Origin of the sequence: Arthrobacter pityocampae (genome assembly GCF_002927275.1) — a bacterium.
Taxonomy (GTDB): Bacteria; Actinomycetota; Actinomycetes; order Actinomycetales; family Micrococcaceae; genus Arthrobacter_D; species Arthrobacter_D pityocampae.
Map to the genome: position 1 here is coordinate 258,610 of NZ_PRKW01000003.1, position 23,498 is coordinate 282,107.

19 protein-coding genes are annotated in these 23,498 nt (G+C 71.3%); 11 read left to right on the forward strand and 8 right to left on the reverse strand.

The features are described from left to right. The first annotated feature begins 98 nt into the window (after positions 1–98). The 3 genes from C4K88_RS07670 to C4K88_RS07680 all read left to right on the forward strand — a co-directional run bounded on the left by C4K88_RS07670 (position 99) and on the right by C4K88_RS07680 (position 3,276). Positions 99–647: an AMIN-like domain-containing (lipo)protein gene (locus C4K88_RS07670; protein ID WP_104121046.1), complete on the forward strand. Its 549-nt coding sequence runs from the start codon at positions 99–101 to the stop codon at positions 645–647. Positions 648–693: 46 nt separating this feature from the next. Then, positions 694–1,326: a Maf family protein gene (locus tag C4K88_RS07675; protein ID WP_104121047.1), complete on the forward strand. Its 633-nt coding sequence runs from the start codon at positions 694–696 to the stop codon at positions 1,324–1,326. Positions 1,327–1,434: 108 nt separating this feature from the next. Further along, positions 1,435–3,276, forward strand: coding sequence for an acetyl/propionyl/methylcrotonyl-CoA carboxylase subunit alpha (locus C4K88_RS07680; protein WP_104121048.1), 1,842 nt, complete (start codon positions 1,435–1,437; stop codon positions 3,274–3,276). A 41-nt stretch (positions 3,277–3,317) separates the two neighbouring features. Here C4K88_RS07680 and C4K88_RS07685 read toward each other — a convergent pair whose 3' ends face one another. The 4 genes from C4K88_RS07685 to C4K88_RS07700 form a co-directional block, all read right to left on the reverse strand. Beyond that, positions 3,318–4,085, reverse strand: a complete 768-nt coding sequence (locus C4K88_RS07685) for a hypothetical protein (RefSeq protein WP_104121049.1) — start codon at positions 4,083–4,085, stop codon at positions 3,318–3,320. Further along, positions 4,082–5,398: a serine/threonine-protein kinase gene (locus C4K88_RS07690; RefSeq protein WP_104121050.1), complete on the reverse strand. Its 1,317-nt coding sequence runs from the start codon at positions 5,396–5,398 to the stop codon at positions 4,082–4,084. The genes C4K88_RS07685 and C4K88_RS07690 overlap by 4 nt, the downstream gene beginning before the upstream one ends. Positions 5,399–5,668: 270 nt before the next feature. Further along, the gene (locus tag C4K88_RS07695; RefSeq protein ID WP_104121051.1) at positions 5,669–7,081 is read right to left on the reverse strand and encodes an MFS transporter; all 1,413 of its coding nucleotides are present in this window, start codon (positions 7,079–7,081) and stop codon (positions 5,669–5,671) included. A 154-nt stretch (positions 7,082–7,235) separates the two neighbouring features. Beyond that, a complete protein-coding gene (locus tag C4K88_RS07700) occupies positions 7,236–8,636 on the reverse strand; it encodes an NAD(P)H-quinone dehydrogenase (protein WP_104121052.1) in 1,401 nt (466 codons plus the stop codon). Positions 8,637–8,692: 56 nt separating this feature from the next. On the opposite strand from C4K88_RS07700, the gene C4K88_RS07705 reads away from it, so the two are divergent. The 4 genes from C4K88_RS07705 to C4K88_RS07720 all read left to right on the forward strand — a co-directional run bounded on the left by C4K88_RS07705 (position 8,693) and on the right by C4K88_RS07720 (position 12,357). Further along, complete coding sequence (locus C4K88_RS07705; protein WP_104121053.1) at positions 8,693–9,493, forward strand: purine-nucleoside phosphorylase; 801 nt, start codon at positions 8,693–8,695, stop codon at positions 9,491–9,493. Between the two features lie 41 nt (positions 9,494–9,534). Further along, positions 9,535–11,256 carry a phospho-sugar mutase gene (locus C4K88_RS07710; protein ID WP_104121054.1) on the forward strand — a complete coding sequence of 574 codons (1,722 nt, stop codon included), beginning with the start codon at positions 9,535–9,537 and terminating at the stop codon, positions 11,254–11,256. 52 nt (positions 11,257–11,308) lie between these two features. Next, positions 11,309–11,989: a deoxyribose-phosphate aldolase gene (gene deoC, locus C4K88_RS07715; RefSeq protein WP_241521772.1), complete on the forward strand. Its 681-nt coding sequence runs from the start codon at positions 11,309–11,311 to the stop codon at positions 11,987–11,989. An 80-nt stretch (positions 11,990–12,069) separates the two neighbouring features. Continuing rightward, positions 12,070–12,357, forward strand: coding sequence for a hypothetical protein (locus C4K88_RS07720; protein WP_104121056.1), 288 nt, complete (start codon positions 12,070–12,072; stop codon positions 12,355–12,357). A gap of 89 nt (positions 12,358–12,446) precedes the next feature. Here the strand turns inward: C4K88_RS07720 and mfd are convergent, their stop codons facing one another. Next, a complete protein-coding gene (mfd, locus tag C4K88_RS07725) occupies positions 12,447–16,058 on the reverse strand; it encodes a transcription-repair coupling factor (RefSeq protein ID WP_104121057.1) in 3,612 nt (1,203 codons plus the stop codon). Positions 16,059–16,280: 222 nt separating this feature from the next. Between mfd and C4K88_RS07730 the strand changes: the two genes are divergently transcribed. The 4 genes from C4K88_RS07730 to C4K88_RS07745 are packed head-to-tail and all read left to right on the forward strand — an operon-like array spanning position 16,281 to position 20,158. Then, positions 16,281–16,778 carry a DUF2505 domain-containing protein gene (locus tag C4K88_RS07730; protein ID WP_104121058.1) on the forward strand — a complete coding sequence of 166 codons (498 nt, stop codon included), beginning with the start codon at positions 16,281–16,283 and terminating at the stop codon, positions 16,776–16,778. Positions 16,779–16,831: 53 nt separating this feature from the next. Next, positions 16,832–17,053 carry an SCO4848 family membrane protein gene (locus C4K88_RS07735; protein WP_104121059.1) on the forward strand — a complete coding sequence of 74 codons (222 nt, stop codon included), beginning with the start codon at positions 16,832–16,834 and terminating at the stop codon, positions 17,051–17,053. A 39-nt stretch (positions 17,054–17,092) separates the two neighbouring features. Next, a complete protein-coding gene (gene nhaA / locus C4K88_RS07740; RefSeq protein WP_104121060.1) occupies positions 17,093–18,451 on the forward strand; it encodes a Na+/H+ antiporter NhaA in 1,359 nt (452 codons plus the stop codon). Between the two features lie 9 nt (positions 18,452–18,460). Then, positions 18,461–20,158: a sensor histidine kinase gene (locus tag C4K88_RS07745; RefSeq protein ID WP_104121061.1), complete on the forward strand. Its 1,698-nt coding sequence runs from the start codon at positions 18,461–18,463 to the stop codon at positions 20,156–20,158. Between the two features lie 77 nt (positions 20,159–20,235). On the opposite strand, the gene sufU is transcribed toward C4K88_RS07745, so the two are convergent. The 3 genes from sufU to C4K88_RS07760 all read right to left on the reverse strand — a co-directional run bounded on the left by sufU (position 20,236) and on the right by C4K88_RS07760 (position 23,306). Next, entirely contained in the window at positions 20,236–20,688 is a 453-nt protein-coding gene (gene sufU, locus C4K88_RS07750; RefSeq protein WP_104121062.1) for a Fe-S cluster assembly sulfur transfer protein SufU, read from the reverse strand. Next, positions 20,685–22,004, reverse strand: a complete 1,320-nt coding sequence (locus C4K88_RS07755) for an aminotransferase class V-fold PLP-dependent enzyme (protein WP_438502335.1) — start codon at positions 22,002–22,004, stop codon at positions 20,685–20,687. Before C4K88_RS07755 ends, sufU begins: the two co-directional genes overlap by 4 nt. A gap of 144 nt (positions 22,005–22,148) precedes the next feature. After that, complete coding sequence (locus C4K88_RS07760) at positions 22,149–23,306, reverse strand: glycosyltransferase (RefSeq protein WP_167398993.1); 1,158 nt, start codon at positions 23,304–23,306, stop codon at positions 22,149–22,151. Between the last annotated feature and the right edge of the window lie 192 nt (positions 23,307–23,498).

The following is a 23,498-nucleotide window of genomic DNA, read 5'->3' on the forward strand; positions in this document are numbered from 1 at the left end:
GCCGTTCGGGGCGGCGACGGCGCTTTCCGCCGGGCGCGGGTAGACGATTGTTGTCCCTATCCAGTTCGACCAGGTGGTGCGCCATGAGAACATCGCGCATGACGGGGAGACTCTCCGCCACACTCGCCGCCCTCGCCCTCACTGCAGGCCGCGGCCTCGCAGGGGGACCTCCGGCATCCGCCGCATACTGCGGCATCACATGGGGCTCGACGGCGAAGGTCGCCACGTCCACCATCCGTCCTGCTCCCATCACGAATGTCCGCGCAGGCCGGCATGCGTGCTTCGACCGCATGGTCGTCGACCTACGGGGCCGGGCGGCGGGGTACAACGTACGGTACGTCCATCAGGTCCGCCAGCCCGGATCCGGGTTCGTCGTCCCGCTGCGTGGCGGTGCACGGCTGTCCGTGACCGTCCTCGCACCGGCCTACAACGACGCCGGACGACCCACCTATCGGCCCGCCGATCCCAGGAACCTCGTCAACGTCGCGGGCTACACCACCTTCCGCCAGATCGCCCTGGCCGGGAGCTTCGAGGGGCGGACCACCTTCGGTCTCGGCGTCCGGGCGCGCCTTCCCATGAGGGTCTTCGTGGTCCCCGGTCCCGGTGCCGGATCGAGGGTGGTGGTCGACGTCGCGCACCGCTGGTGATGATCCTGCCGGCGCCCCCGGGTGCGGGGGCGCCTAGGCTGGGGGCATGACCCTCCGCCTGATCCTCGCGTCGAAATCGCCTGCCCGCACCCGACTCCTCGACGACGCCGGGATCCGGCACGCGGTGCTCGTCTCCGACGTGGACGAGCCCGCCGTCGTCGCCTCCTACGGCGACCTCGACGCACACGACACCTCGCTGCTGCTCGGGCGTGCGAAGGCCGAGGCCGTCGCGGCGCTGCCGGCGGCGGACGGCGCCCTCGTCCTCGGCTGCGACTCCGTGTTCGAGTTCGACGGCGAGGCGCACGGCAAGCCCTACGAGGCGGCGGTGGCGATCGAACGCATCAGCCGCATGCGCGGGCGCTCCGGCGTCCTGCACACGGGCCACTGGCTCGTGGACACCCGCGCCGGCGGTTCAGGCGCCACCCTCGGGGCGGTGTCCTCGGCGACCGTCCACTTCGGTGCGATGTCCGACGCCGAGGTCGAGGCCTACGTGGCCAGCGGCGAGCCCCTGCACTGCGCCGGGTCCTTCACCATCGACGGCCTGGGCGGCGCCTTCATCGAGCGCGTCGACGGTGATCCGCACGCCGTCGTCGGGCTCAGCATCTCCACGCTCCGCTCGCTCCTGCGCGCGGCGGGCGTCGCCGTCACGGATCTCTGGGCCCCGACGCCGTCCTTGTAGGTTCCCTACAAAGGATCGCCGCACAACACTCCCGTTGGGCACGATCCATGAGCGGAAGCCACCAAACCGGGCTAGGCTCCCACGAGAGAAGAAGGAGTCCTTTCCCCCATGAGCCAGTCCCCCCTCAGCCCCTCCGCATCCACCCCGGCACGCGGTTCCGCCGCCGGCACCGACCCCGCGGAGTACCGCCCGGTGACGAAGGTCCTGGTCGCCAACCGGGGGGAGATCGCCGTGCGGGTCATCCGCGCGGCCCGCGACGAGGGGATCGCGTCGGTCGCCGTGTACGCGGATCCGGACCGCAACGCCCTGCACGTGCGCATGGCCGACGAGGCATTCGCGCTCGGCGGGGACACCGCCGCCGAGTCCTACCTGGTGATGGAGCGAATCCTGGAGGCCGCGGAGCGCAGCGGTGCCGACGCCATCCACCCCGGCTACGGCTTCCTGTCGGAGAACGCGGAGTTCGCGCAGCGGGTGCTCGACGCCGGGATCACCTGGATCGGACCCTCCCCGCACTCGATCGCGCAGCTCGGTGACAAGGTCCAGGCGCGGCACATCGCACAGCGGGTAGGGGCGCCGCTGGTCCCGGGCACCGCGGACCCGGTGGAGTCGGTCCAGGAAGTGATCGACTTCGCCTCCGAGTTCGGGCTGCCGATCGCGATCAAGGCGGCGTTCGGCGGTGGCGGACGCGGCATCAAGGTGGTCCGCAGCCACGAGGAGATCCCCGAGCTGTTCGAGTCGGCGGTCCGCGAGGCGACGGCGGCGTTCGGCCGCGGCGAGTGCTTCGTCGAGCGGTTCCTCGACGCCCCGCGCCACGTCGAGACGCAGTGCCTCGCGGACGCCCACGGGAACGTCGTCGTCGTCTCCACCCGCGACTGCTCCCTGCAGCGCCGCAACCAGAAGCTCGTCGAGGAGGCTCCGGCGCCCTTCCTCTCCGCCGGGCAGAACACCCAGCTCTACGAGGCCTCCAAGGCCATCCTGCGCGAGGCGGAGTACCAGGGGGCCGGCACCTGCGAGTTCCTCGTGGGCCGGGACGGCACCATCTCCTTCCTCGAGGTGAACACGCGGCTCCAGGTGGAACACCCCGTCTCCGAGGAGGTCACGGGCCTCGACCTGGTGCGCGAGCAGTTCCGCATCGCCCGCGGCGAGAAGCTCGGGTACGGGGACCCCGAGGTGCGCGGCCACGCCTTCGAGTTCCGCATCAACGGCGAGGACGCCGGCCGCGGTTTCATGCCCGCACCCGGGACGGTGCAGACCCTCACCCTCCCGACCGGGCCGGGGATCCGCGTGGACTCCGGCGTCGAGGCCGGCGAGGTGATCGGCGGCAACTTCGACTCGATGCTCGCCAAGCTGATCGTCAGTGGCGCAACCCGCGACCAGGCCCTGCAGCGCGCGCGCCGCGCCCTCGGGGAGATGGTCGTCGAGGGCATGCCGACCGTCCTGCCCTTCCATGCCGCCGTCGTCGCGGACCCCGCGTTCGCCCCCGCGGACGGCCCCTTCTCGGTGCACACGCGCTGGATCGAGACGGAATTCGTCAACAGCATCGAGCCGTGGAAGGGACCGGCCGAACCGGCTCCGGACGACGACTCCCGCCAGCGCGTCACCGTGGAGGTCGGCGGGCGCCGCCTCGAGGTGGTCCTACCCTCCTGGTTCGGTGCGACGTCGAACGGCAAGACGGCCGCACCGGCGAAGTCGAAGAAGTCCTCGCGGGCGCGGGCCGGCAAGGCCGCTGTCAGCGGCGACGAGCTGACGTCCCCCATGCAGGGCACCATCGTGAAGGTCGCGGTGGCCGACGGCGACGCGGTGGCCGAAGGCGATCTCATCGTGGTGCTCGAGGCCATGAAGATGGAGCAACCCCTCACGGCGCACCGGTCGGGCACGCTGACCGGTCTCACGGCGAAGCCCGGCGACACCGTGTCCGCTGGCTCCGTCCTCGCCACCATCCGCGACTGACGTCCTTGGGCCGGCCGTCGGGCCGGCCCGAGGACGGCGTCTCAGCCGCCCTCGTTCCCCTTGCCGTTCCCGGGAGCCTTCTCCCCGCGCTGGGCGGCGTCCCTGGCCTTCTCCTCGGCCTTGCGCTGCTGCTCGGCGGCCTTCTCGGCAGCCTTCCCAGCCTTGTCAGCCTTGTCAGCCTTGTCAGCCTTGTCATTGTCATCGGCCTTCTCATCTGCGGCCCTGCCGCTGTCCGGCGCCTGGCCGTCGGCATCGTCGGCGTCTCCGCCGCCGGGCTCGGCGCCGTCGGCATCCTCGCCGCCCCCGTCACCGTCTTCACCGTCACCCTCGGTGCCATCGGAGGCGTCGTCGTCGGGAACGGCGCCGTCAGGAACTGCGCCGTCGGGGGCCGGTGCGGGCTGTGCCGGGGGCACCTCGACGGGCGCGGGCTGCGCCGGAGGCGCGTCGGCGGGGGCCGGTCCAGCCGGGGTGGGCGTTTCGGCGGGGGCGTCCGACGGCACCGGTGTCTCGGCGGGGACCTGCCCGGAGTCGAGCGTGTCGATGAGCGCGTCGATCCGGGTGGTGATGAGCGCGGCGCGCTCCCCGGTGATGCTGCCCTCGGTCCGCGCGCCGTCGACGTCGTTCCTCAGCCGCTGGGCCAGGACGACGGCGCCGTCCGCGTCGCCGTCGGCGGCGGCCGTGGCGATGGCCCGGACACTGGCCTGGAAGTCCCCGGCCGTGCCGGCGTCGAGATCCTCGTCCCCGCAGCCCGTGAGGAGCAGGGCCGCGGCGACCAGCAGGGGCAGCAGCCGCCTGCGGGCCGCCGTCATCGCTGCACGCTGTCGTAGAGTTCCTGCAGTTTCTCGCCTGTCTCGCCGGGGACAGCCGGCAGGGGCTCGACCTCGGCCCCCGAGCCCGGGGCGGTCGTCGTGGTGAAGACCCAGAGGGCGGCCGCCAGAAGCCCGACGACGAGCAGCGTGACCAGCCAGGGAAGGACGTGGCGACGTCGTCCGGCGGCCCGGGCGCGGGACGGCTGCCGGCTCGACGCCGCGGGCGCGCGACCCGCAGCCGCGCGACCCGGCGCCGGGCGGGGAGACTCCCCCGGAAAGCGTCGGATATCGGGTGCCACGGCATCGGGGGCCGCCGTGTCCGGGGCTGTCCCGAACGCCGCGGTGGCGGGCGCGGGGACAGGCATCGCGGTCGTCGCGTCCGACCCGTCCGGGGCGGCCATGCGCTGGGCCGGGGGCACCGCGCCACCGGAAGGCATCGTCGTCGTCGGTGACACGCCGACGGGCACACCGACCGTCGAATCGTTCCCGCGGTCGTGCTGCGGGCCCATGGACGTCAGGGCCCTGACCACGCGGGCGGCGTCGGGGCGGTCGTCCGGGTCGTCGAGCGTCATGGCCACCAGCAGGTCCGACAGGGCCGGTCCGGCTGCGTGCGGGATCGACGGGCTGCGGTGCAGGCGCGCCAGAGCGCTCTCGACGCCGGTTCCGGGGAAGGCGCGCTCCCCCGTCAGGGCCTCGATCAGCACGAGGCCGAGGGAGTAGATGTCCGAGGACTGGCCGACGCCGTCGCCCCGTGTCTGTTCGGGGCTGAAGTAGGCGGCGCTGCCGACCACCTGCCCGGTGGCGGTCATCCGGCTGCCGTCGAAGAACCGGGCGATCCCGAAATCGGTGAGCAGGAAGCGGAAGACGCCGCTGTCAGCGTCCGCAGGCCGGGTCAGGACGTTGGAGGGCTTCACGTCACGGTGCACGATCCCGCGTCCGTGGATGTATTGGAGCGTCCGGGCGAGGTCCAGCGCCATGAGCCGGACGTCCTCGGTGCCGAGGGGGCCGCCGGAGCGCAGCAGGACGCCCAGGTCCGGTCCGTCGACGAGCTCCACGACGAGGTAGGCGTCGTCGCCGATGTCGTCGCCGGTGTCCATGTCGAGGACGCGGACCAGGCCGGGGTGGTCGAGGCCGGCCAGCATCCGGGCCTCCGCGGACCCGCGTTCGATGCCGTCGGAGATGCCCGGCCGGAAGAGCTTGATGGCGACGTCCCGTTGGAGCCTCGTGTCCCGGGCCGCGAAGACGTCCGCCATGCCGCCGCTGCCGACGCGCTCCCCCAGGGCGTACCGCCCGGCCAGTGCCTGCTTCTCCAATGCCACCTGCTTCCGCTACCCCGCTGCGCGGCTTCCGGGCGCACGCGATCGGCGCGCCTCCGTGTAGTAAGCCGACTTCCCATTCAGTCTACGGGGCCGCCTCCGCCCCGGCAGAAGCAGTGTGACCGTGCACGCAGTCGCTTAACACGGTATGAGGCGTGGCCGGACGTGCTGCGGACCGGGCTTCGGGTGCCGGCCACCCAGGGACCCGGGAACGACGACGGCGCCGCACCCGGGCGGGTGCGGCACCGTCGGACGGGCTACGGGAACTCAGGCGACGTTGTTCTCGTAGTCGTGGTCCCGGGTCTCCCGCGAGACCCAGAGCGCGATGAACGTGGCGACCGCGGCCACGGTCAGGTAGGCGCCCACCAGCACGGTGCTCCCGCCGGCGGCCTGCCACAGCGCGACGGCGATGAAGGACGCCGGGGCGGCGCCGATCATGCTCGAGACGTTGTAGGCGACGGCCGAGCCCGTGTAGCGGACGTTGGCTGGGAAGAGTTCGGGCAGCACCGCGGCCATGGGGCCGAAGGTGAGTCCCATGAGGATGAAGCCGATGATCAGCAGCGCCATGGCGCCCACGGTGCCCGCGCCGAACAGGGGCGCCCACAGGAGCCCGAAGACGGCGATGCCCACGGTGGTTCCCAGGAGCATCTTGCGGCGGCCGAAGCGCTCGGCCAGCGGGCCGGAGACGAGCGTGAAGATACCGAAGAACACGACGCCGATGATCAGCATCCACAGGAAGTCGGTGCGCGCCATGCCCAGGCCGGGCACGAACGCCGCGGCCTGCGCGTCGGTGAACTCCTTGCCGGCCGCTTCCGCCTTGGCCTGCGCCTGCGCGAGGCTCGACGGCGCGGTGCCGTAGGTGAGCGTGAAGGCGGTCATGAAGTAGAAGAGCACGTAGGTGGCGAACATGATGAACGTGCCGAGGATCAGGCCGCGCCAGTGCAGGCGGAACGTGGTGCCGAGCGGCACCTTCACCACCTTGCCCTCGCTCTGGACCTTCTGGAAGGACGCGCTCTCGATGAGCTTGAGGCGGACGTAGAGGCCCACGATCACCATGACCGCGCTCAGCAGGAACGGCACACGCCAGCCCCACTCGAGGAACTCCTCGGGCGTCAGGACGGTGCTGAGGAGGACGAACAGGAGATTGGCGAGGATGAAGCCGATCGGCGCGCCGAGCTGCGGGAACGTCCCGTAGACGGCCCGCTTGCCCTCGGGGGCGTTCTCCGTGGCCAGCAGGGCCGCGCCGCTCCACTCGCCGCCGAGCGCAAGGCCCTGGAGGAAGCGCAGCACCACGAGCAGCAGCGGGGCCAGGAGCACCCAGCCGTCATTGGTCGCTGCCGGCAGGAGGCCGATCAGGAAGGTCGCGATCCCCATGGTGAGCAGCGAGGCGACGAGGGTGGCCTTGCGCCCGATCTTGTCGCCGAAGTGGCCGAAGACGATGGAGCCGAGGGGCCGGGCGATGAACGCGACGCCGAAGACGGCGAAGGGACTGAGCAGCTGGTTCGCGTCGGACTGGTTCGGGAAGAACAGGGCCGGGAACACCAGCACCGCGGCCGTGGCGTAGATGTAGAAGTCGTAGAACTCGATCGTCGTCCCGATGAGGCTGGCGAAGAGCACCTTGCCCCGGGAGTTCAGCGGCTTGGTGGTGCCGCCGGCACTGGCGGAGGTGGATGAGGTCATGGTCGTCGGCTTTCTCGAACGAGGCGCCTCCGCGGGGGCACGGGGCCCCCGCGGCACGGCGCCCGTGCAACAGATGAAGCCAACATCTGATCACCGGTGTCCAGCAGGTGGATAAGCATGTCCACCATCCGGACAGCGGGAACTCCCGCCAGGGTCAGATGTGCACGTGCAGGCGGCGCGCCGCCTCGGAGATGGACCCGGTCAGCGACGGGTACACGGTGAACGTGTTCGCGACGTCGTCGACGTGCAGTTTCTTCGTCACGGCGAGCGCGAGCGGGAAGATCAGCTCGGACGCGCGGGGGCCGACGACGACACCCCCGATGACGGTCCCGGAGCCCTTGCGGGAGATCACCTTCACGAAGCCGTCCTTGACGTTCATCATCTTGGCCCGGGCGTTGGTGTGCAGGGAGAGCTTGACGACGTCCCCCTGGTACCGGCCGGACTCGATGTCCTCCTCCGTCACGCCCACGGTCGCGATCTCCGGGGAGGTGAAGATGTTCGAGGCGACCTGCTTGAGCTTGATGGGGCTCACGGAGTCGCCCATCAGGTGGGCGATGGCGATCCGGCCCTGCATCGCCGCCACCGAGGCGAGCGCGAAGACCCCGGTGCAGTCACCGGCGGCGTACACATTGGGCGCCGTGGTGCGGGAGACGCCGTCCACGGTGATGTGCCCGGACTCGCTGACGGCCACCCCGGCGTCCTCGAGGCCGATGCCTGTGGTGTTGGGGACGGCGCCGACGGCGACGAGGCAGTGGCTGCCCTCGACCGTCCGGCCGTCCGACAGACGCACGAGGACGCCGTCGTCCGTGCGGTCCACCGCCTCGGCACGGGACTTGGACAGGACGGTCATGCCGCGGTCCTTGAACACGCCCTCGAGGACCTCGGCGGCGTCGGCGTCCTCGCCCGGCAGCACGCGGTCGCGGCTGGAGATCAGGGTGACCTTGGAGCCGAGCCCGTTGTAGGCGCTGGCGAACTCGGCGCCGGTGACACCGGAGCCGACGACGATCAGGTGGTCCGGGATCTCACGGAGGTTGTAGAGCTGCGTCCAGTTGAAGATGCGCTCGCCGTCGGGCATGGCGCTCGGGAGTTCGCGTGGTGTGGCGCCGACCGCGAGGAGCACGGCGTCGGCCTCGACGATGCTCGTCTCGCCCTCGGAGACGACCTCGAGGCGGTGGTTGTCGAGCAGCTTGCCGGAGCCGATGATCACGCGCACGCCGAGGCGCTCCAGGGTGGCCCGGATGTCGGAGGACTGCTCGACCGCGAGCTTCAGGAGCCGCTGGTTGACCTTGTCCAGGTCCGCGTAGACCTTGCTGTCCTCGGAAAAGCGGACGCCGAGTCCGCTGGCGTCCGTGAAGCGGGTCATGGTGTCGGCCGTCGCGATGAGGGTCTTGGACGGGACGACGTCCGTGAGGACCGCCGACCCGCCGAGGCCCTGGCGCTCCACGACGGTCACCTTCGCGCCGAGGGACGCCGCGACGAGGGCCGCTTCGTAGCCGCCGGGTCCGCCGCCGAGGATCGCCAGGCGCAGGGAACTGAAATCGAGTGGATTGGTCACCGCCCCATCATCGCGCATGCCACTGACGCGCGGGAAATAGAGGGTAAGTTGTAGCGGTGACTTCTGATCCCTTTGACCTGGCCCGCGACGCTGCCGGCCACATCGCCCGCGCCACCGGCATCGACCGGCACGACACCGCGCTCGTCCTCGGCTCCGGCTGGGGGGAGGCCGCCGAGCTGATCGGCGAGACCACGCACACCCTCGACGCCGCGCACATCCCCGGCTTCTCGGCGCCCGCCGTCGTCGGCCACACCGGCACCATCCGCTCCGTCCTCACGCCCGCCGGCAAGCGCGCGCTGGTCCTCGGGGCCCGCACCCACTTCTACGAGGGCAAGGGTGTGCGCGCGGTGGTGCACGGCGTCCGCACCGCCGCCGCGACGGGCGCGACGACGATGATCCTCACCAACGGGTGCGGCGGGCTGCAGGAGCACTGGCAGCCCGGCACGCCGGTGCTGATCAGCGACCACATCAACCTCACGGCGTCCTCGCCGCTCGAAGGGGCGACGTTCGTGGACCTCACGGACCTGTACTCCCCGCGCCTGCGCGACCTCGCCCGCAGCGTGGACCCCACGCTCGAGGAGGGTGTGTACGCGCAGTTCACGGGCCCCCACTACGAGACGCCGGCCGAGGTGCAGTACGCCAAGCGCATCGGCGCGGACCTCGTGGGCATGTCCACGGCGCTCGAGGCCATCGCCGCCCGGCACGCCGGCATGGAGGTCTTCGGCCTCTCCCTCGTGACGAACTTCGCCGCCGGGATCAGCCCCGTCCCGCTCAGCCACACCGAGGTCCTCGAGGCCGGCCAGGCGGCGGGCCCCCGCATCTCCCGCCTCCTCGCCGACATCGTCGCCACGCTCTAGCCCCCGCTGCCCTCGTCCGCCGACCCACGTAAGGGACCCGCATGAGAACCCCCGCCCTGGACACCCTCCTCGCCGCCGCCGACGCCTGGTCCGCCGCCGACCCGGACCCACGGACGGCCGAGGAACTGCGGACGCTCGCCGGGCGCGTGCGCTCCGGCGACCCGGCCGCGGAGCACGAACTGCAGGACAGCTTCTCGGGTCCGCTCCTGTTCGGCACGGCCGGTCTGCGCGCGGCCCTCGGGGCGGGCCCCAACCGCATGAACCGCGTGGTGGTCCGCCGGGCCGCAGCCGGCGTCGGCGCCCACGCGCTGGACCTCGCGGCCGGCGCCTACGCACCCCGCGCCGTCGTCGGTTTCGACGCCCGCCACAACTCGCGCATCTTCGCCGAGGAGACCGCGGCGATCCTCACCGCGGCCGGGATCGAGACGTTCCTGATGCCCCGCGAGCTGCCGACGCCGGTGCTCGCCTACGCCATCCGCGCCCTCGAATGCGAGGTGGGCATCATGGTCACCGCGAGCCACAACCCGCCGCAGGACAACGGCTACAAGGTCTACCTCGGCGGGCGCGCCGTCGAGGAGGACGCCCGCGGCGTCCAGATCGTGGCCCCGCACGACGCCGGGATCGCCGCCCACATCGACGCCGCCGGGGAGATCCCGCTCGCGGCCTCCGGCTGGACGGTCCTGCCGGAGACCATCGAGACCGACTACGTGGCCTCCGTCGCCGCCCTCGTCGATCCCGCCCTCACGGACCGCGCCCTGAAGATCGTCCTCACCCCGCTGCACGGCGTCGGCGGCCGGACCGCGCAGGCGGTGCTGGCGACCGCCGGGTTCGACGACGTCACCGTCGTCGAACGCCAGGCCGAACCGGACCCCGACTTCCCCACCGTGGCGTTCCCCAACCCGGAGGAGCCCGGCGCCCTGGACCTCGCCCTCGAGACCGCGGCGCAGGTCGGGGCGGACCTCGTGATCGCCAACGACCCCGACGCCGACCGCGTGGCGCTGGCCGCCCGCGAACCCTCCACGGGCGCCTGGCGCATGCTGCGCGGCGACGAGGTGGGGACGCTCCTGGGCCTGCACCTCGCGGCGCGCCTCGCCGTCTCATCAGACACGGCCGCCGCGGAGACGCCCGTCTTCGCGAACTCGATCGTCTCCTCCCGCCTGCTCGGCCGGATCGCCGCGGGCTCGGGCATCGACCACGTCCAGACCCTGACCGGGTTCAAGTGGATCGCCCGCGTCCATGACCTCTCCTTCGGCTATGAGGAGGCCCTGGGCTACTGCGTGGCCCCCGGGCTCGTGCGGGACAAGGACGGCATCTCCGCCGGACTGCTGCTCGCGGAACTCGCCGCCGCGACGAAGGCCGCCGGGCGCACCCTGTTCGACCTCCTCGACGACGCCTTCCTGGCGCACGGCCTGCACGCCGCAGACCAGCTCTCGGTCCGCGTGGAGAACCTCGGCCTGCTCGGCGCCATGATGGGCCGGCTGCGACAGGCCCCGCCGCCGTCCTTCGCCGGCTCCCCCGTGGCCGCCGCCGAGGACCTCGCCGAGGGCTCGGCGCACCTGCCGCCCACGGACGGGCTCCTGTACCTCACGCAGGACGAAACGCGCGTCATCATCCGTCCCAGCGGCACGGAGCCGAAACTCAAGTGCTACCTCGAGGTGGTGGAGCCCGTCGGGTCCGCCGCCGGGCTCGACGAGGCCAAGGAGACCGCCCGGGCGCGCCTCGAAGCGGTCAAGCAGGACGTCGCCGCGGCCATCGGGCTCTGAGTTCGCGGGTGGGACGCGCGCCCGTCCCGCACGACATGGAAAGATGGGCAGCATGCCTAATGACGTATCCCTCGCCTCCTACATCGACCACACCCTCCTGAAGCCCGAGGCAAGCCGTGAGCAGATCCTCACGGTCTGCCGTGAGGCGGTCGAGTACTCGTTCAAGTCCGTCTGCGTGAACCCCCTCTGGGTCAGCACGGTCCGCACGGCGGTGAAGGACACCGGCGTCCTGACCTGCTCGGTGATCGGATTCCCCCTCGGCGCCACCACCACCGAGATCAAGGTCCTCGAGGCCCGCGGCGCCGTGGCGGACGGCGCCGACGAGATCGACATGGTCATCGACATCGCGGCGGCCCGGGCCGGGGACCGCGAGCTGCTGGTCCAGGACATCCTCGCTGTCGCGGACGCCGTCCACGAGCACGGCGCCATCCTGAAGGTCATCATCGAGACCTTCCTGCTCACCGACGAGCAGAAGGTCCTCGCCTGCGAGGCAGCCGTCGAGGCGGGCGCGGACTTCGTCAAGACGTCCACGGGCTTCAACGGCGGCGGCGCCACCGTGGAGGACGTCGCGCTGATGCGGAAGACCGTGGGCCCGGACCTCGGCGTGAAGGCCTCGGGCGGGGTGCGGTCCCTCGAGGACGCCCGCGCCATGATCGCCGCCGGGGCCACGCGTATCGGAGCCAGCTCGGGAGTCGCTATCGTTAAGGGTGAACAGGGCGCGGCAGGCTACTGACCTTCCAGGAGCACGGACCGCAGATCCCGCAGCATTCCAGCAGTAGACCCGGCACGCACGAACGCAGTCAAGGAGACCCCATGTCACACGAACCCACCACCGCGAAGCAGCCCTCCCACGCCGGCGAAGGTCACCTCGTCGAGAACGTCGTGGTGTTCGTGGTCATCTTCGGGGCGTTCCTGCTGGGCATCTACCTGCTCAACTGGCTGACCCTGGAGACCGTCTGGCCGATGGCGGCCATCGTCGTCATCTCGTTCCTCGCGTTCTTCATCCCGCAGGGCATCCTCGGGCGCTCGGACACCGGCTACAACCTCGCCGAGGGCAAGCAGACGGACGAGAAGTCGACCTCCGCCGCCGTCGGCTCGTGACGACGACGGCGCGCACCTAGGCGCCACCCGACCGACGACGGAGGCCGTCCCCCGCGGGGGACGGCCTCCGTCGTATCCGGCGCCGATGCCTACGCGGTGAACACCGTGTCGAGCACGGTCTTCGCCCAGTCCAGGATCTCGGCGTCCACGAGGTCCCGTCCGCCGATCCGCGCGGTCTTCGGCTTCGGCACCAGCACCGCGTTGAGCGCGGGCTTCACGGCGGCACCCGGGTACATCCGGGTGAGGCGCATCTGCTTGGACTCCGGCAGCTCCGCGGGCGCGAACTTGATGAAGTTGCCCTGCAGCGCCACGTCCGTGAGGCCGAGGGCCCGAGCGGCCACCCGGAACCGCGCCACGGAGACGAGATTCACCACGGCCGCGGGCGGCTCCCCATAGCGGTCGTGGAGCTCGGCGACGACGGCGTCGATCGCCTCGTCCGTCACGGCGGAGGCCAGCTTCCGGTAGGCCTCGAGGCGGAGCCGCTCCCCCGGCACGTACTCGTGCGGCAGGTGCGCGTTGATCGGCAACTCGATCTTCATCTCCGCGGCCTTCTCCTCGGCCTCGCCGCGGAAACTCGCGACGGCCTCGCCGACCAGCCGGATGTAGAGGTCGAACCCGACGCCCTGGATGTGCCCGGACTGCTCACCGCCCAGCATGTTGCCGGCGCCGCGGATCTCGAGGTCCTTCATGGCCAGCTGCATACCCGCACCGAGCTCGTTGTGGGACGCCACGGCCTTGAGGCGCTCGAGGGCCACCTCGCCGAGCGGCTTCTCCGACGGGTACAGGAAATACGCGTACGCCCGTTCCCGGCCACGGCCCACCCGGCCGCGGAGCTGGTGCAGCTGGGACAGCCCGTAGGAGTCGGCGCGATCCACGATCAGGGTGTTCGCGTTGGAGATGTCCAGGCCCGTCTCGATGATCGTGGTGCATACGAGGACGTCGAACCGCTTCTCCCAGAAGTCCACGATGATCTGCTCGAGCCGTGACTCCGTCATCTGGCCGTGCGCCACGGCCACGCGGGCCTCCGGCACGAGCTCCCGGAGCTGCGCGGCGGTGCGGTCGATCGACGAGACGCGGTTGTGCACGAAGAACACCTGGCCCTCGCGCATCAGTTCGCGCCGGATGGCGGCGGACGCCTGCTTATGGGTGTACGGGCCCACGTAGGTGAGGACCGGGTGGCGTTCCTCCGGGGGCGTGGCCAGCGTGGACGTCTCGCGGATGCCGGTCAGGGACATCTCGAGCGTGCGCGGGATGGGGGTGGCACTCATCGCGAGGACGTCCACGTTGGTGCGCATCTTCTTCAGCGCCTCCTTGTGCTCCACACCGAAGCGCTGCTCCTCGTCCACGATCACGAGCCCGAGGTCCTTGAACGCGATCTCCTTCGACAGCAGGCGGTGCGTGCCGATGACGACGTCGACCGCGCCCGAGGTGAGGCCCGCCGCCGTCTCCCGCGACTCCTTCGCCGTCTGGAACCGGGAGAGGGCGCGGACGCGCACCGGGAAGCCGGAGAAGCGTTCGGAGAACGTCTCGAAGTGCTGCTGCACCAGGAGCGTGGTGGGCACGAGGACGGCCACCTGCTTGCCGTCCTGCACGGCCTTGAACGCGGCACGGACGGCGATCTCCGTCTTGCCGTAGCCCACGTCGCCGGAGACGAGCCGGTCCATGGGGACCTCGCGCTCCATGTCCGCCTTGACCTCGTTGATGGTGGTCAGCTGGTCGGGGGTCTCGACGTACGGGAACGCCTCCTCGAGCTCGCGCTGCCACGGCGTGTCCGGGCCGAAGGCGTAGCCCTTGGACGCCATGCGGGCGGAGTACAGGCGGATCAGCTCGCCGGCGATCTCCTTGACGGCCTTCCGGGCCTGGTTCTTCGTCTTGCTCCAGTCGGAGCCGCCCATCTTGCTCAGCGCCGGGGCGTCCCCGCCCACGTAGCGCGTCACCTGGTCCAGCTGGTCGGTGGGCACGAACAGGCGGTCCCCGGGGGCGCCGCGCTTGGACGGCGCGTACTCGAGTACGAGGTACTCGCGGGTGGTGCGGGTGGGCCCGGCGCCGGTGGAGCGTTGCAGCAGTTCCACGAACTTCGCGACGCCGTGCTGCTCGTGGACCACGAAGTCGCCCTCCTTGAGCTGCAGGGGGTCGACGGCGTTGCGGCGCCGGGAGGGCATCTTGCGCATGTCGCGCGTCCCCGAGGCGCTCGTGCGGCCGAGCAGATCCGCTTCCGTGAGCAGGCCCAGCTTCAGCCCGTCCACCACGAAGCCGCGGCCCGTGCACGCCGTCGTGATCTCGATGATGCCCGGCTGCGGGGCGGCGTCGAGGGAGTCGACGCGGCTCGTCGGGATGTCGTTGTCGTGGAAGAGCTCCGCGAGGCGCTGCGCCGGGCCGGGGCCCTCGGTGGCGACGACGACGCGCCACTGGTCGCGGACCCGCCCGCCGATGAAGTCCATCATCTCGGCGACGTCGCCCTGGTAGCCGCGCGGCTCGCGGGCGTGCAGCGTGAAGCTGTCGGCGTCGGCCAGCTCGTCATGGGCGCCGAAGGACGTGATGCCCCACCAGGCGACGGAGTGCTCGAGCGCCGTCGTCCGGGTGTCGGCGAGGGACCGGAAGCTCGCCTCCTGCAGGTCGGCGCCGAGCGCTCCGCCGAGGTCCAGCGGTGCGGCGCCGCCGTCGGACGCCGTGGACCACGCCGCCGCGAGGAACTCCTCGTTCGTGGCCGCGAGGTCGTGGGCCCGGGTGCGGACCTTCTCCGGTTCGAGGACGACGGCGATGGAGCCGGGGGGCAGTTCGCCCAGGAACGGCACCATCGCGTCCACGAGCACGGGGGCGAGGGACTCCATGCCCTCGACGGCGATCCCGCCGGCGATCTTCTCCAGCATGGCTGCGGCCGCCGGCAGCTGGGGCTGCAGCGTCGCGGCCCGGGACATGACGGACGGGGTGATGAGGATCTCCCGGCAGGGCGGGGCGTACAGGGCGGTGGGCGGTTCGCCGGAGGTGAGCGAGCGCTGGTCGGCGACGGCGAACCAGCGCATCTGGTCCACCTCGTCCCCGAAGAAGTCCACGCGGACCGGGTGGTCCTCGGTGGGCGGGAAGACGTCGATGATGCCGCCGCGGACGGCGAATTCCCCGCGGTGCGTGACCATGTCCACGCGCGCGTACGCGGCGTCGGAGAGGGCCCTGACGACGTCGGAGAAGGCGATCTCGTCGCCCACCTTCAGCGACACCGGTTCGAGGTCGCCGAGACCCGCGACGAGGGGCTGGACGACGGCGCGGATGGGCGCGGCGATGACCCGGATCGGGCGACCCTCCGGGTGCGCGAGCCGGCGGAGCACGGACAGGCGCCGGCCCACGGTGTCGGAGCGCGGCGACAGCCGCTCGTGGGGCAGGGTCTCCCAGCTGGGGAACTCCTCGATGGCGCTCTCGGGCAGGTAGCTGCGCAGCGCGGCCACCAGGTCCTCCGCCTCGCGGCCCGTCGCGGTGATCGCCAGGACCACGGGCGCGGCGGCCTGGGCTGCGCCGTCATCGCCGGCGCCACCCGGGACGGCGTCGAGGCCGTCGACCATCTCGGCGATCAGGGGCGCGCGCATCCCGGCAGGGGCACCGATCTGCAGGTCGGGGCTGCGCTCGTCGACCGGGCGGGAGGCGTTGGTCCGCACGCGGGCGTAGGACGCATCCTCGGCAAGCGCTGCGCGCAATCCGTTCAGGCTCATCGGGTGGGACTCCTCGGCAGCGGGTGACGATCGGGGTGACGACAGCACGAAAGCCCGGAAACTGAACGCGTTCCCGGGGATGATGCCACACTACCAAGCCCCACCGACGCTCCCGGCGGCGGGTAATCGGCGGCACACCGGGAGGGGCCAGGCCGTAGGATTACGTCAGACCCCTGACCGTGCCGCCCCGCGGCACCCACCTGTGCATCCTCCGGAGGAACCATGGCATTGAACGCGTCCACCACACTCCCCTACGACACCCGGACGGTACTTGGGGTGTTCACGGACGAGGGTTTCGTCCGCCACATGAGCGAGTACGTCGGCGGGTCCCTGGAGTCCCTCACGGTGGACGGCGACACCTCCGGTTCGTTCACCCTGACGGCCGTCCGCACCATGCCCACGGACAGGCTCCCCGACATGGCCCGCAAGTTCGTCGGGGAGACCCTCTCCGTCACGCAGACGGAGCAGTGGAGCGCACCGTCCGCGGACGGCTCGCGCGAGGCGAAGCTCGAGATGACCGTGGCGGGCGTCCCGCTGAACGTGGCAGCCGTGCAGCGCCTGATCCCCCAGGGCACGGACACCGTCGTCGACCTTCAGGGGAACGTCACCTCGTCCGTCCCGTTCCTCGGGGGCAAGATCGCCGGCGCCGCCGAGCCCATGATCGGCAAGGCGCTGAACGTCCAGGCCGTCGAGGCCCGGAAGTGGCTCGAGAGCCGCTGACCCGAGGCCTCGCCACCGCGCCTCCCCGCCGACCCGAAGGATCCACGCAGTCCATGGAACTCCCCACCCCCCTCTCCCTCATCCTGATCCTCGCCGGCGTCTGGACGCTCATCGTCTGGCCGCCGTTCCTGCGGCGCATCCTCAAGGACCCCCGCGCCCGTGACGGGAACGGTGCCGCCACGCGGTTCCTCACGGTGCACCTGATGCTCATCTCCACGTCGATGATCCTCGGCGCCGCGACCGCCGTCATCGGCGTCCGCACCCTCGTCGCCTGACGATCCCCGCAGCCCGCCCCGCACCACCCAGGAGACCCGATGGCCCACGATGAGTCCCCGAAGGCAGCCGGCTCCCACCCGGTGATCCTGCAACGCTCCAGCTATCCCGAGTACCTGCGCATCACCGAGATCCTGCGCAAGGAGACCGTGGGCGGCATCCTGCTGCTGGTGGCCGCAAGCCTCGCGATCATCTGGGCCAACTCGCCGTTCGCCGACTCCTACTTCGCCATCCGCGACTTCGAGTTCGGTTACGAGCCGTGGCACCTGGAACTCTCCGTCGGTCAATGGGCGTCGGACGGTCTCCTGGCGGTGTTCTTCTTCCTCGTCGGGCTGGAACTCAAGCGCGAGTTCGTGGCCGGCGACCTCCGGCAGATCAGCCGGGCCATCGTCCCGGTGGCCGCGGCCTTCGGCGGCGTCGTCGTGCCCGCGCTCATCTACACCGCCGTCAACCTGTCCTCCCCGGAGACCCTGCGCGGCTGGGCCATTCCTACCGCGACGGACATCGCCTTCGCGCTGGCCGTGCTCGCGGTCATCAGTTCACACCTGCCCGGGGCACTGCGCGTCTTCCTGCTGACCCTCGCGGTGGTCGACGACCTCATCGCGATCGCGATCATCGCCTTCTTCTACTCCGAGGACGTCAAGCTCGTCTTCCTGCTGTGGATGCTCCTGCCCCTCGGGCTCTTCGCGTTCCTCGCCCAGCGCCTCCCCAAGTTCTTCGGCAGCACCACGCGCGGCCCCTGGCTCATCCTCCTGCCCCTCGGCTTCGCCACCTGGGCCCTCATGCACGCCTCCGGCGTCCACGCGACGGTTGCGGGCGTGCTCCTCGGCTTCTGCGTCCCGGTGCTGCGCAAGCGCGACGGGAAGACCGTGCCGCCCCGCCCGGACAAGCCCGGCCTCGCCGAGGTCCTCGAGCACCGCTTCCGTCCGCTCTCCACCGGCTTCGCCGTGCCGGTCTTCGCGTTCTTCTCCGCCGGCGTGGCGATCGGTGGTGCCGCAGGCTTCCTGTCCGCCGTCACCGACCCGGTGTTCATCGGGATCGTGCTCGGGCTCGTCCTCGGCAAGCCCATCGGCGTCCTGCTGACCACGTTCGTCGTGACCCGCCTGACCAAGGCGAACCTCGACCCGGACCTCAGCTGGTGGGACCTGCTCGGCGTCGGCATCCTCGCCGGCGTGGGCTTCACCGTCTCCCTGCTGGTGAACGATCTCAGCTTCGGCGCGGGCAGCGTGCACGACGACCACGCGAAGGTCGCCATCCTGAGCGCGTCCCTCCTGGCGGCGCTCCTCGCGAGCGTGGTGCTGCGCGCCCGCAACAAGCGTTACCGGCGGATCGACGAGGAGGAGAAGATCGACTCCGACGCGGACGGCATCCCGGACGTCTTCGAGGAGCGCGGCCACTAGGATCGGTCCATGACGGACACCGGCCGGACACAGGACGTGACGGACACCGGCCAACCGGGCAGGGCCCACGACGTCGGCGAGCCCCGGACGGCGCGGTCCCGGAACCGCCGGCGCATCATCCTCAGCGAACTCGCCCTCACCATCACCTTCACCCTCGCGGCGGGACTGGGCCTCGCGCAGCGGGAGGACCTCGCCTCGACGGCGCTGTTCCTGGCCGGGTGGGCCCTGAACCTCGGCGTCCTGGCGCTCTGCTGTGTCCTCCCGTGGTCCCGGATCCCGAGCAGCTGGGTCGTCCTGGTGCCGCTCGTGGATTTCGTCGCCGTCGGCCTGTCCCGGGCGGCGGCCGGCGAGGCCCTGTCCGGCGTCGGGCTGCTGGCGGCCTTCCCGGTCGTCTGGATCGCGGCGTCACGCATGCAGACGGCCGTGGCGGTCGCCGTCACGGGCATCGCGTCGCTGGCGATCATCTGGTTCCCGCTCGTCGCCAGGCCCGGACCGATCACGCTCGACACCCTGGTCGACCCGATCCTGCTGCCGATCATGCTCACCGGCCTGGCCTGGTTCGTCAGCGAGCTGACGGAGGACAACCGGCGACGTCAGGCGGCCCTCCGCGCTTCGCAGGCAGCCCTGCGGGAGAGCGCGGACGCCGGTCGGGCGCGCGAGCGGCTCCTCGGGACCGTCCTGGACACCGTGAGCGTGGGGGTGCTGGCAGTGGACGCCCGCGGGAACGACATCCTCATGAACGTCCGTCAGCGGGAGGGTCACGCCGCGGCGGCGCCCCCGGGCAACGACGATCCCTCCGAGGCCGAGCTGCTGATCTTCGGTGAGGACAGGGTCACGCCCGTCCCGCCGGACCAGCGGCCCGTGCTCCGCGCGATCGGCGGTGAGGACCTCGACGGCGAGCAGGTGTGGGTGGGCACGGGACGGTCCCAGCGCGCCCTCAGCATCTCCTCGCGCTCCATGCACGACGACGACGGCGCGTTCGCGGGGACAGTGGTGTCCTTCAACGACATCACGGAGCTGCTGCGCGCCCTGCACGCGAAGGACGACTTCCTCTCCAACGTCTCCCACGAGTTCCGGACGCCCCTGACGTCCATCCTCGGCTTCCTCGAGCTCAGCCTGGAGCAGCGCGAGGACCTGCCCGAGGGTGTGGCCGGTTTCCTCCAGGTGGCGCGGCGGAACGCCCTGCGCCTGGAGCGGCTGGTCGAGGACCTGCTGGCGATCAACGCGGGCACGTTCGCGGTGCATCCCGAACCCACTGATGTGGGCCGGGTGCTGGCGGAGGCCGCGTCGTCGAGCGAGGTGCGGGCCGCCCGCGCGGGGGTGGGCCTGGAGAACCGGGCGCCGTCGAGCCTGCGGGCCGTGGCGGATCCGCTGCGGCTGGCGCAGGCCGTGGACAACCTGCTGAGCAACGCGGTCAAGTACACCCGGTCCGGCGGCACGGTCACGCTCGACGCCGAGCTCGGCGAGGACGGCCTGACCGTCCGGGTGCAGGACACCGGGATCGGCATCGATGCCGAGGACCTGCACCAGGTCTTCGACCGGTTCTTCAGGTCCTCGTCCGTCCGCTCCTCGACCGTGCAGGGGGTGGGTCTGGGACTGCTGATCACCAAGAGCATCGTCAGCGAGCACGGCGGGTCCATCACGGTGACGAGCGAGCCGGGCGTCGGATCCTGCTTCAGCATGACCATCCCGCAGCCGGCGCCCTGACCCGGCTCGCTGCGCGCTGACCCTGGCAGGCCGCGCCGGGCCCGGCTACAGCAGGCGAACAGCGCCGGAGCCGGCTCTCAGGCGTTGGCCGCGAGCAGGGACTCCTCGAGGGCGACCCACGCGAGCATCGCGCACTTCACCCGGGCCGGGAACCGGGAGACGCCGGAGAACGCGGCGGCGTCGCCGAGCGCCTCCTCGTCCGCCTCGATCCTGCCGCGCGACCGCATCACCTCCCGGAAGTTGTCCACGAGCGCGATCACCTCGTCCCGGGGCAGCCCCTGCACCAGATCGGTGAGCACGGACGCCGACGCCATGGAGATGGCGCACCCGGCGCCGTCCCAGCTCACGGTGTCCACGGCGCCGTCGGCCAGGCCCGCGCGCAGGGTGATCTCGTCACCGCACACAGGGTTGAGCTGGTGGGACTCCCCCACGCGGCCCGCGCCGTCGTACTCCCGCAGGGGCGAGCCGTGCCGCGCCCTGGCGTGGTCGAGGATGATTTGCTGGTACAGCTGTTCGAGGCCCGTGCTCATCGATGTGCTCCAAAGAAGGGACGGACCAGCGCGACGGCGTCCAGGAACGCGTCCACCTCGTCCGTCGTCGTGTACAGGTAGGTGCTCGCGCGGGTGGTCGCGGTGAGCCCGAGGCGGCGGTGGAGCGGCTGCGCGCAGTGGTGGCCCACGCGGACGGCGATGCCCTTGTCGTCGAGGAACTGCCCCACGTCGTGGGCGTGCACGCCGTCGACGTCGAAGGACGCCAGCCCGATGCGCGGGACGCCGGCGTCCGGCCCGAGGACGCGGATGCCCTCGACGGCGCCGAGCCCCCGCACGAGGCGCTCGCCCAGGGTCGCCTCCCAGTCCTCGATGCGCTGCATGCCGGTCTCGGCGAGGTAGTTCGCGGCGGCGCCCAGGGCGATGGCCTGGGAGATGCGCTGCGTGCCGGCCTCGAAGCGGTTCGGGGAGGGCAGGTACTCCGCCCGCTCCATGGTCACGGTGGTGATCATGGAGCCGCCGGTCAGGAAGGGCGGGAGGGCGTCGAGCAGTTCCCTGCGGCCGTAGAGGGCCCCGATGCCGGTGGGGCCGAGCATCTTGTGACCGGAGAACACGAGGAAGTCGACGTCGAGGGCCTTCACGTCGACGGGCAGGTGCGGCACGGACTGGCAGGCGTCCAGCAGGGTGAAGGCGCCCACGCCCTGCGCGAGCCGCACGAGCTCGGCCACCGGGTTGATGGTGCCGAGGACGTTCGAGGCGTGGGAGAAGGCCACGAGCTTCGTGGCCGGCGTGATGACGGCGGCGGCCTCCTCGAGGCGCAGGGTGCCGTCGTCGGCGACCGGGATGAAGCGGAGTTCCGCGCCCGTGCGGGCCGCGAGTTCCTGCCAGGGGATCAGGTTGGCGTGGTGTTCCATCTCGGTGACGACGATGCGGTCCCCGGGGCCGAGGGCGAAGCGGCGTGCCGCCTCTCCCCCGCGTCCGAGGCTCGCGTTGGACATCGCATAGGCGACGAGGTTGATGCCCTCGGTGGCGTTGGAGGTCCACACCAGTTCGTCGGGACGGGCGCCGATGAAGCGGGCGACGGCGGCGCGGGCGTCCTCGTAGGCGTCGGTGGCGTCCACGGCGAGCGAATGGGAGCCGCGGTGCACGGCCGCGTTGCGCTGCTCGTAGAACTCCTGCTCCGCTTCCAGGACACTCACCGGGTTCTGCGAGGTGGCGCCGGAGTCGAGGTAGATCAGCGGCCTGCCATTGACCTCGGTGCCGAGGATCGGGAAGTCGTTGCGGATGCGGTGCACCTCGGCGTCGGACAGCCCGGCGTCGGTCGGGGTGAGCGTGACGGGTGTGTCGATCACGGGCACGTCGGTCTCCTCGGATCAGGCGGCAGAACCCGCGCCAATTACGCAAGGCTTCTCTGCTGTAATCCTCCCACTCCGGGCGGCGCGGGGCATCCCAGTGCTGCCTAAGTCGGGGCCGTCAGCGGGCCCGCCCCTGATCGGGACGTGCTATCCGGGCGTTCCCACTCCCGCTCCCGTTCCCGCGATCAAGGCGACGACAGCGTCCCGGTACCTCGTCGGGGCGTGGTGCTCCTGGGCGCGCCGGCTGTCCTCGACAGCGAGCGCACTCCATCGGGACCAGTCGTCGATGACAGCTTCCACGGCCGACGCGACGAGACCGGCATCGTCGGGTTCGACGAACTGCACGCTGCCATAACCGGATCCCGCTTCGAGCAGACCCGGCATGGCGGAGACCACGGCGGGGCGCGCTGCCAGCATCGCCTCGACGACAGTGTTGCCGAAGGACTCATCGAGCCGGGCGGGGACGAGCACGATGTCGGAGTCCGCCACCAGATCCCAGATGTCCTCCCTGAATCCCACCATCCTGACCGACGACTGAAGACCCTTCCGGGAGATCCGGTCCGCGAGGCTGTGAGCATACGCCTCGTTCCCACCGAACACCGCTCCCACGATGTCCAGCTGCACCCCCCGGCCCCGACGCCTGAGTTCGGCGACGGCGTCGATCGCGACGTCCACGCCCTTCCGGTGGGATATCCGGCCGAAATACATGAGCTTCACCGGCTCGACGAGCTGCGCCCGGGGCTCTCGCACGCTCTGGGGACCGGCCACTCCGTTGTAGACGAGCTGCGCCCGCGATGCCTTCCCGGGCAGGGATCGAGCCAGGACCCGGATGGTGTACCGGCTGTTGGCGATCACGACCGAGGAGAAGAGGAGCGGCAGGGCCAACAGGTACCGGATCACGGGCCGCACATGTCCTTCCGCTTCATGGACGTGCACCAGGACCCGGCACCCCGCGAGTCGCGCGAGGACCGGCCACCAGGGGATGCTCACGGTACTCACATAGACGACGTCCGGCTTGTACCGCGCGAGGAAACGGGCAATGGCGACGATGGACTGGGCGCTCTGGACGAGCAGCGACAAGGCCCCCCTCGGAGAGAGGAGGTTCTTGCGCAGTACCAGGGTCTTCACCACCAGCGGCTCGGCACCCCGGGCGCGGACGTGGGCCGTCAACGGCCCCTCGGTCGGCACCACGACGACGACGTCCGCACCTGACCGGACCAGCCCGTCGAGAGTCTCGAGCATCATCCTGTCCGACCCGTACAGATCGGCCGAAGGGTGCGCGATGACGACTTTCCGTCCAGTCACGTCCATGGGAACCTTCCGATAGCTGTCACGACGACGGATGCGGACTTGGTCGATACGTGCCCGCCCGCTCCGTGGCCCTTATCCTAGGGTGCGCCACGACATCCCGGCAGGCCCGCGACCCGACCGCCGGTGCCGCCCGCCGGCCGGCGTCCTCCGCCATTCCCTCGGTACCGACCTGCCGCTAAGCTGTCG